The organism is Waddliaceae bacterium (assembly GCA_018694295.1).
In the GTDB taxonomy this organism is placed as follows: Bacteria; Chlamydiota; Chlamydiia; order Chlamydiales; family JABHNK01; genus JABHNK01.
On sequence record JABHNK010000010.1, the window covers coordinates 59,250 to 68,144 of the forward strand.

The following is an 8,895-nucleotide window of genomic DNA, read 5'->3' on the forward strand; positions in this document are numbered from 1 at the left end:
ATCATGAAAACAACCCTGCAGCTCTTAATCATTGTCGTCGTCACAACAATAGTACCATTACATGGGCAGTCTATCGCCGAAAAAAAAGCCTACATCCATAATACCAACACAGGCCTTGACGCAAAAACACAAAAACTTCTAGAACAGACAAACGACGCCCTTATACACGAAAAAGAAGAGCTCCTCTCGTTATATAACGACATCCTAGAACTCCATGAAAACGATGCCTCACCAGAAGAATACAAAGACATCCTCGACGACGTCAATAACTTAAAATCAAACATCAAAGAAACACAGGAATCGTGGCAACAGCACGCTGCAATATCGTCAATAGAAGAAGATTATTCGCTGTGGCATCAACCCGAGACAACACTAAAACAACTTGTCATCGACTACGGCTCACAAGATTATGTATACCTTGTCCCTCACGACATCGGAGATGTAAAGCTAAGCATAAACTCCAACCTTCCTGTCCCTCGTGAGTCGTGGAATGAAATGCTCGCCTTCATCCTTACAGAGAACGGCATAGGAATAAAACAGCTAAACCCATACCTAAGAGAGCTCTTCATAATAAACAAAGACCGCTCACGTTTCGCCGCCGTGACATCCTCGCGCGCCGACCTCAACATCCTGCCGCCACATTCTCATATATGCTACATTTTGTCGCCGAAAACCCCAGACCCATATACTGCCTTCGACTTCTTGTCACGCTTCATCAATGTCAACAACACATCATTAGAAATCTTAGGACATTCAGTGTTCATCGCCGGCACCGTCGATGATATCAGCGAACTACTTAAACTCTATGACTTCGTCGACAACACAAGCGATGACAAAGAATACAAACTCATAACACTAACAAGAGCCGCCTCTGAAGATATTGTCAGCGTATTAGAAACAATATTCCACGAATCGTCACAAAGCGGGAAGATCAACCGTACAACCCTCAACGGCATGCCTGCAGGGCTAAAGATAATACCGCTAAACAAGTCATCACACCAGTCAGTGTTCCTCTTCGGCAGCATCGAAGAGATTAACCACGCACAAGATATTATCTACGACATAGAAAGTAGAATCGAAGGAACGCAAGAAAAAAATGTCTTCGTATACACATGTAAACACTCCGACCCAGAAGATATCGCCCCTCTCATCGAAAAAGCATACCATCTGCTTATCGATACTGGAGCATCACTAGAGAACACTGAAGCCGCATCAGACGAAAGCGCCGGAAAAGAACCATATTCGACATTCAAAGGCTCAAACGCGCTGGTGATAAATCCAAACCCAATAGCCCCAGAACGGTCTGCATCGAAAAACGACGCATCAAAACGTGACAACTTCATCGTAGACCCACAGACAGGGTCGATAATAATGGTAGTAGAAAGAACTGTGCTGCCTATGCTTAAAGACCTTATCAAAAAGCTAGACATCCCTAAAAAAATGGTGCATATCGAGGTGCTCCTCTTCGAGAAAAAAGTCACCGACAGCAACCACTTCGGCCTAAACATCCTACGCATCGGAAATAAAGCCACAGGGTCCGACTCAGGATGGGCATCGTTTTCTTCTACAGGAAACGTCTCATATGCCCTAGACTCTTCAGACTTGCTGTCTCAACGCACAGGAATCTTCGACTTCTTCATGAGCAGAAAAAAACGTGGCATCGTTCCATCATACGACTTCGCCTATAACTTCCTAATATCACAGCGCGATATCACAGTACACTCTTCGCCTTCAGTAACGACGATAAACCAGACGCCCGCTTCGATAAAACTCGTAGAAGAAATCTCTGTAAATACCGGTGCCATCAGTAATGACAACACCACAGAAACAACATATTCTCGTAACCAATATGGTATAACTATAGAAATAACCCCTACCGTACATGAACCTGACGACTTCAATGGCGACATCGAAACATTTATCTCCCTAGACACAAACATCACCTTCGACGATACGCCATCGACATCATCATCAAACCAGCCAGATATAACACGCCGAAACATCAAAAACCAAGTGCGCATCGCCAATGGACAGACAGTAATCCTCGGAGGGCTGCGCCGTAAAAACTCCGACGACATAAAAGAATCTATGCCTTTCCTCGGTGAAATCCCCGGAATAGGAAAACTCTTCGGCGAAACTCGCATGTCAGGAAGCTCTACAGAAATGTTCGTATTCATAACACCTACCGTCATCAGCGACTCTCAAGAGGATATAATGCGTATGCAGCAACAAGAACTAAAGTGGCGGCCCGGAGACAACACCACCTTCTTAACGCGCCTCCTCGAAGCCAAGCAATATGAAAAAAAACGCCTCTTCAAAGGAAGCCTTGAAGTCCTTATGGGACGCCCAAAACACGAAACAATATTCCCTGAGGAATAAAAAACACTATGAACGAAGAAAAAATCCTCTCTAACAACGAACAACATATCGTCGACATCCTCAAAAAACAAGGGGTCCTCAACGACGGCACCATAACGAAAACATTACAAAAAATCACCAACACCAATACAACGTTCCTCGAGGAACTTCTCAACCGCGCCATCATATCACAAGACTCCCTAAATCACGCATACGCACTGCATTTTAACATGGACGTATATAACGATATCCCCAATATCACCGTCCCTGCCAACGTCTTCGCAAAAATCCCTTACAGCTTCACACAAAAAAATACACTGTTACCAATAAGATATGACGACGACACCCTCGTCGTCGCCGTCGCCGACCCACTCCACCTAGAAGCCCTCGAAGATCTTACTGTCATGCTTTCATGCGATGTAAAAGCCGTATACTGTAATAAGAATACCATAACAACCGCTATAGAAGAACGCTACAAGCATGACAACACAGCAGCCTCGGAGCTCCTCGACGACCTAAAAAACCACAGCGAAATAATCAACGATCTCGATGACACAGAAGCCTATGACCTACTAGCTACCAACGCTCAAGCCCCTATAATAAAACTACTAAACCTCATCCTTAGCGAAGCAATAAATCAAGAAGCTTCCGATATACACTTCGAACCCTCAGAAAAAGGACTAAAAGTACGATACCGTATCGATGGCATACTGCAAAATCGACATACACCACCACAAAAATACCAAACACAACTGCTTACACGCATCAAAGTGATGGCAAAACTCGACATCGCAGAACGACGACTCCCTCAAGATGGAAGAATAAAATTGCGTATGGGTGGTCGCGATATAGATTTCCGCGTAAGCACAGCACCAACAATCAACGGAGAACGTATCGTCCTGCGTATTCTGCATAAAGGCAATGTTGTCCTGGGAATCGACAATATCGGTATGGACGACACCATCATTGACACCTTTAAGAAGATTATCTCTATACCAGAAGGAATTATACTCGTAACAGGGCCTACAGGAAGTGGTAAAACAACAACACTATACAGCGCCCTCTGCGAAATATATACAGACGAAACAAACATCATGACTATCGAAGATCCTGTAGAATATAAGATTCCAGGAATCTCACAGATAGCAGTAAAGCCAAAGATAGGCCTCGACTTCGCAGCAGGACTGAGACATATCCTCCGACAAGACCCCGATATCATAATGGTAGGAGAAATTCGTGACAAAGAAACCGCCGATATAGCTATACAATCAGCACTAACCGGGCACCTCGTCATAAGCACACTACACACAAACGACGCCCCTTCGGCAATAACACGACTAGTCGATATGGCAATAGAACCATACCTTCTATCTTCGACACTCGTCGGTATCGTAGCACAAAGGCTTGTTCGATGCATCTGCCCTGAATGTAAAGCGCCTTACAATCCTACACCACAAGAACTCAGCGATATCGGCCTCGACATCAAAGACCTCGACAATGGCGTGCTCTTCCGAGGAAAAGGATGCCCCGAATGCTACGAATCAGGATACAAAGGACGCCATGGAGTCTATGAACTTATGCTCGTCGACGACACTATAAAAAAACAGATAATACAAAGTGCTGATGCCGGAGCCTTGAAAGATTTAGCTTTACAGCATGGCATGCGCTCGCTACGGCAACACGGTGCCAAGCTCGTCGCCAAAGGAATTACCACCGTCACCGAAATTCTAAGAGTATCACGAGGAGTATAACAATGCCTCTATTCAACTACGAAAGCCTCTCATCTACCGGAAGGCGTAACAAAGGAATCATCGACGCCAGCGATATCCGCGAAGCTCGCGAGAAGCTTCGCGAACAAGGCTTCACCGTCACAAAAATCCTCAAAAGCACAAAAGCAACAAAAACTACGACCCTAAAAAACAAAGACCTTCTAACCATAACAGTACAGCTTTCACAGATGATAAACGCCGGAGTCCCTCTCTATGACAGCCTCAAAATCCTAGAAGAACAATATCGTTGCGAAGCCTTCAGCCCAATAATCGTCAACATCTGTGATCAAGTAAAAAATGGGCGCTCCTTATCTGAAGCTCTATCACTCTTTCCTGAAAGCTTCGATACCATATACTGCTCCATGGTCGCTGCAGGAGAGTCTTCTGGCTCCCTCGACACCATGCTTTTAAGAATATCTTCCCTTCTAAAAAAACAAAATACCATACGATCACAGACGATAACAGCAATGATATATCCCGCTGTTCTCGCGCTGTTCACCCTCGCTGTCGTCGTGGTGCTCATGACCTTCGTCGTGCCGACAATAGAAGATATCTTCGACGCCACCAGAGTCAACGCATACACACGCCTCGTTCTGTCGATAAGCCATTTTCTCTCGGGATACTGGCTGCTTTACATACCAATAATAGCGGGAATAACACTATCAGCAACACTATACCTTAAATCCCCGGCAGGAAAAGTGTGGCGCGACAACGCTGCATTAAAAATGCCCTTAATCAAAACCGCCGTTGTCCAGGTTGCAATAGCGCGCTTCTCGAGAACAATGGCGACGCTACAAGAAGGTGGCGTATCCATCATAGAATCATTACGCCTAGCACGTAAGACAATGAAAAACAGCGCGCTAGAAAAAGTTGTCGAAGACGCCGAAGAAAAGATAATAGCAGGAAGCTCTCTAAGCAAACAGCTAGCGACATCGTCGATAATACCGGTGATGGTTTCGAGGATGCTCGCCGTCGGCGAAGACACCGGCGATACGGCGACGATGTTCTCCAAAATCGCCGACATCTTCGAAGAAGATACAGAAAAAACATTAACGCGAATAACGGCATTAGCGCAGCCTGTGATACTCGTAACACTGGGGGCTATCGTAGGGCTCGTACTTCTGGCAGTATTGATCCCCTTCACCGACATCACAGCACTAACACCATAAAAAGGAACCGCTCTTATGAAAAAAACAAAATTACTACGAAGAAACATCACCCTAATAGAAATTATCATCGTGATGTTCTTTATAACGATAATCACCGGCGTCGTAGCGTATAATATCAAAGGCGCCCTCGACGAAGGGAAAGCCTTCAAAACCCTCGAAGGAATAAAACAGCTCGAAACAGTGCTCTCTATGGAGATAGAAAATAACGACAAAATCGATCCCGAAGACCTCGCCAACTACAAATTTCTTGATGAATTAAAACAATATCAACACCCTCTTGTAAAAAACTGGGACGCCCTCGTTAAAGACGGATGGGGAGTGCGATATATCATCTCATACGACGAGGAGTACGGCACGATAACGATAACATCGAAAAAATTCGATCTTTATCAGAAAGACCACCCTTCGTCACTATTTAAGCAGTAAAACAAACCTAATAAATAAAACGAAATATGCCATCACGATGCAGAAGACCTTTTACCATCATTGAGATGCTCGTCGTTATGCTCCTCATAGCGACGATAGCATCAACGGCGGGGATTTCCATGATGTCGGCAATACGAAAAGAGCGATTCCGCGCCGGTGTTGACGCCATCGTTGATGGGATACAACTGTCACAAGAAATAATGCTCGGACTATCGGCAAACACCACGATGAAAATATCAAAAACAGAATCTTCAGTATTCTCATACCGCTTAGCCCTCGATGACCCCACGAAACTCTCGAAAATACGTGGCTTCGTAGAGAAAAACATCGCCGTCCCAGGCGTCAAAGACATCGCTTTTATCGACGACAACGGCATGACAACAAACTCCCCCATCATGCTAAAATTCTTCTCGAGAGGAAGCCTCATGACGGCAGGAACTTTAATATTAATAGGCCCTTCCGGAGAAAAACAATACATCAGCCTTCCAGGACACCCCAGCACAATCGTCATTGACGACAAGGAGAAAACCACGCCAGACAATAATAATTACGACTATGAACTTTACCCTCGTGAGATCTTCGACAATGATGCGCCGTAACTACCTACTTCTAGAGGTGCTAATCGCCCTCTCATTAATATGCCTATGCTTTACACCTATACTGGCGCCACAGCTCGCCCTTATAAAAGCACAGAAAAGCTTAATAACAGCACTCGATAACGATAGAATAGCGGCGCTAGTCTTCGCTGATATCAAAGAGCTGCTTTACAATAATACCGTCGAGCTCAACTCCATCCCACTAGAAGGAGGAAGCCTCTCTGTCGATGAGAACAGAACCGGCTTCTCAATAACAGAAACCTTGAGCAATGGCACCGATAAAACCTTTACCGGCTACTATGACACCACAAGAAAAAACAAAAGCTCTGAAAAATACCCCAACCATCCTTGTCATCTTATAATTGTAAAGCTGTACTTCGACAACGACGAAGAAAAAATGGCATACACATATAATGTCTTGGCAGAAAGACATAGTGGGGGCGCGAAATGACGAAAATACGACGCCACAATTCCACGCTCTTAGAGGTAATAATCGCCATGGCGCTTTCAACTATGCTGATGACAACGCTCCTGGGATACTACTGGCACACCTCAAAGACCAACAATATTCTTTCTCAACAACGCCGTGAAGCAACAACAATACGATACCTACAGCAACGCCTATCCTATGTCATAGAAAATGCTACCATCGACACTAAAACACGCCCACAAGAAAAAGACGAAGACAACAAAAAAAGGCTCTCCTGCTTTTTTTCAACAAAATATAGTGGGAATGACAGTCTAGTCTTCACCTTCGATAATGGCGTCGCCGACAGCGACTTCTCCAACGGCGTTCTAGCACGGCTATACCTCGAAGACGACTCGTTTATGCTAGCGACATGGACTCAGCCGCATGAAAATGAAATCAGCAGCGACACGTCTACAATAAGAAAAGAGGTTCTTCTGCGTGGCGTCGCCGACATACACTTCTCTTTCTTCTCTCCACCAACAATCGAAAGCTTCAGCGCTATATATACAAAACCACACACCGAAGGGCGCGGAATCCCCGAGCCATACCCAGGAAAATGGCATACTACCGGAGCAGCAAACAACGGCAACGAAATCTTCGGTGGTTGGGAAAGGAAATATGGCTTTCTTCCCCCTCTAGTCAAAATATATATCACAATGGAAAACCCTCCTGAAACGCTGCCAAAAACTATCGTCCTTACATTCCAGGTCTCCGAGGCAGCAAAAAAACCCGTCATATACTGGGAGACTTAAATGAGCGTACTACCATATACAATAACACTGCTGCTGCTGCTCTCGCTGATGACATACAACAGCGCAAAAAAATACTACGAAATCGCCTTCACAAAAAATATATACGTCGAATATATGGAAAAAACCATCCGCGACAATACCAACACAAAAATATATACCCAATATAAGAACTCACGATATTCTTCTGAAGGAACCAGCGACGACAACACCGTCAACGACGACAACAAACCAGGAGAAATTACAAAAAACTCCAAAATTAACCTTTACTACCTTTTCAGGCCTGCCGAAGAAGAAAAATCCCTAGAAAAACCGTTGACATACAAACTCCTTAAAAGGCTTATGTATGAGATGTTCCACGAGGCACCTTTCTTCAGTGATGCATCATCACAATACCCCGACATCCTCGACACCATCATCACCGCCCTCATCGAAAAAGGCGAAGAATATTCCATAAAACAAGTAAAACACCTCTCTAACATCGACCTCGATGATGAATATCTACAAGAAGTCTTCCAAAGAATGGCTGCTATGCAAGGGGAAAGCGGACTCCCTCTCTACTATCACCTTGACTTCGCACAAGACAAAGCAAATAATAACAAAAAAATCTGGATCTATCATGCCGATAGAGACGTCGTCTCTGCGCTCTTCAATGGCGATAAAAATTCCGTCGACCGCTTTATCAATATGCGAACATCAATATATCGAGAAATACGACGAAGAATGAAACACGACGAAGAATGGAAAGGTGATATGCGCTCTGCAATGGAAACAAAGCTGCGTCACGAAGCTCTGGCTTCCCTAGCAAGCTGCGGGGCTTCCGACTATGAAGCAATCCTCGATTTCCGCATAAAATATAGCGCAAAGCCTCCGCAATAGCTATGATAAATTCTATATTCCCGAAACAAACTCTCTTGCCGAAAAAAGCAATAAAGCGCTCTCTTCCGTTGATGACGACGCCCCAGCAAACTTCACAAGGTCTGTATGAAAAAGAAATCCCTTAAGAGCTTCCTGCACTGCTGGCGTGAAAGCATGATGTCCAACAATATCATCAAGGAACTCTTCTGTTGTCGCCATCGGGGCTTTTAAACCATAGTTTTCCTCGATATATTTCCTGACAACGTCCGTGACAGCGACATAATATTCATCGAAAAGACCTTTTGAGGGCATCAACTCCCCTTCAATAACATCAAGAGCTGATAGCGCCTTAGTTCGTGGGTTTTCTTCAACAATAGTCCTGACTTTACACCTTCTCCTAATACTACGATAAGAAAAAATCCCACCACAGAAAACAACTGCCGCAATTATCCAAGATATATACTTGCCTATATTAAAACCGTTACCACCACGGGAAAAAGA

At 44.5% G+C, this 8,895-nt stretch carries 9 protein-coding genes; 8 read left to right on the forward strand and 1 reads right to left on the reverse strand.

What is annotated here, in order from left to right:
* Window positions 1-3 precede the first annotated feature (3 nt).
* From HN980_01370 to HN980_01405, 8 genes are read left to right on the forward strand one after another with little or no spacing between them, the layout of a single operon-like run.
* Window positions 4-2,379: a type II secretion system protein GspD gene (locus HN980_01370; protein MBT6928135.1), complete on the forward strand. Its 2,376-nt coding sequence runs from the start codon at window positions 4-6 to the stop codon at window positions 2,377-2,379.
* A gap of 8 nt (window positions 2,380-2,387) precedes the next feature.
* On the forward strand, window positions 2,388-4,109 hold the full coding sequence (gene gspE, locus HN980_01375; GenBank protein MBT6928136.1) for a type II secretion system ATPase GspE: 1,722 nt from the start codon (window positions 2,388-2,390) through the stop codon (window positions 4,107-4,109).
* Between the two features lie 2 nt (window positions 4,110-4,111).
* Entirely contained in the window at window positions 4,112-5,296 is a 1,185-nt protein-coding gene (locus tag HN980_01380) for a type II secretion system F family protein (protein MBT6928137.1), read from the forward strand.
* Between the two features lie 15 nt (window positions 5,297-5,311).
* Window positions 5,312-5,722 (forward strand): general secretion pathway protein GspG, encoded by a 411-nt coding sequence (locus tag HN980_01385; GenBank protein ID MBT6928138.1) that lies wholly within the window; start codon window positions 5,312-5,314, stop codon window positions 5,720-5,722.
* Between the two features lie 26 nt (window positions 5,723-5,748).
* The gene (locus HN980_01390; GenBank protein MBT6928139.1) at window positions 5,749-6,321 is read left to right on the forward strand and encodes a hypothetical protein; all 573 of its coding nucleotides are present in this window, start codon (window positions 5,749-5,751) and stop codon (window positions 6,319-6,321) included.
* On the forward strand, window positions 6,308-6,769 hold the full coding sequence (locus tag HN980_01395; GenBank protein ID MBT6928140.1) for a hypothetical protein: 462 nt from the start codon (window positions 6,308-6,310) through the stop codon (window positions 6,767-6,769). Before HN980_01390 ends, HN980_01395 begins: the two co-directional genes overlap by 14 nt.
* Complete coding sequence (locus HN980_01400; GenBank protein ID MBT6928141.1) at window positions 6,766-7,539, forward strand: hypothetical protein; 774 nt, start codon at window positions 6,766-6,768, stop codon at window positions 7,537-7,539. The genes HN980_01395 and HN980_01400 overlap by 4 nt, the downstream gene beginning before the upstream one ends.
* Window positions 7,540-8,415: a hypothetical protein gene (locus HN980_01405; GenBank protein MBT6928142.1), complete on the forward strand. Its 876-nt coding sequence runs from the start codon at window positions 7,540-7,542 to the stop codon at window positions 8,413-8,415. It abuts the gene before it with no gap.
* A 12-nt stretch (window positions 8,416-8,427) separates the two neighbouring features.
* On the opposite strand, the gene HN980_01410 is transcribed toward HN980_01405, so the two are convergent.
* On the reverse strand, window positions 8,428-8,706 hold the full coding sequence (locus HN980_01410) for a hypothetical protein (GenBank protein MBT6928143.1): 279 nt from the start codon (window positions 8,704-8,706) through the stop codon (window positions 8,428-8,430).
* Window positions 8,707-8,895 lie beyond the last annotated feature (189 nt).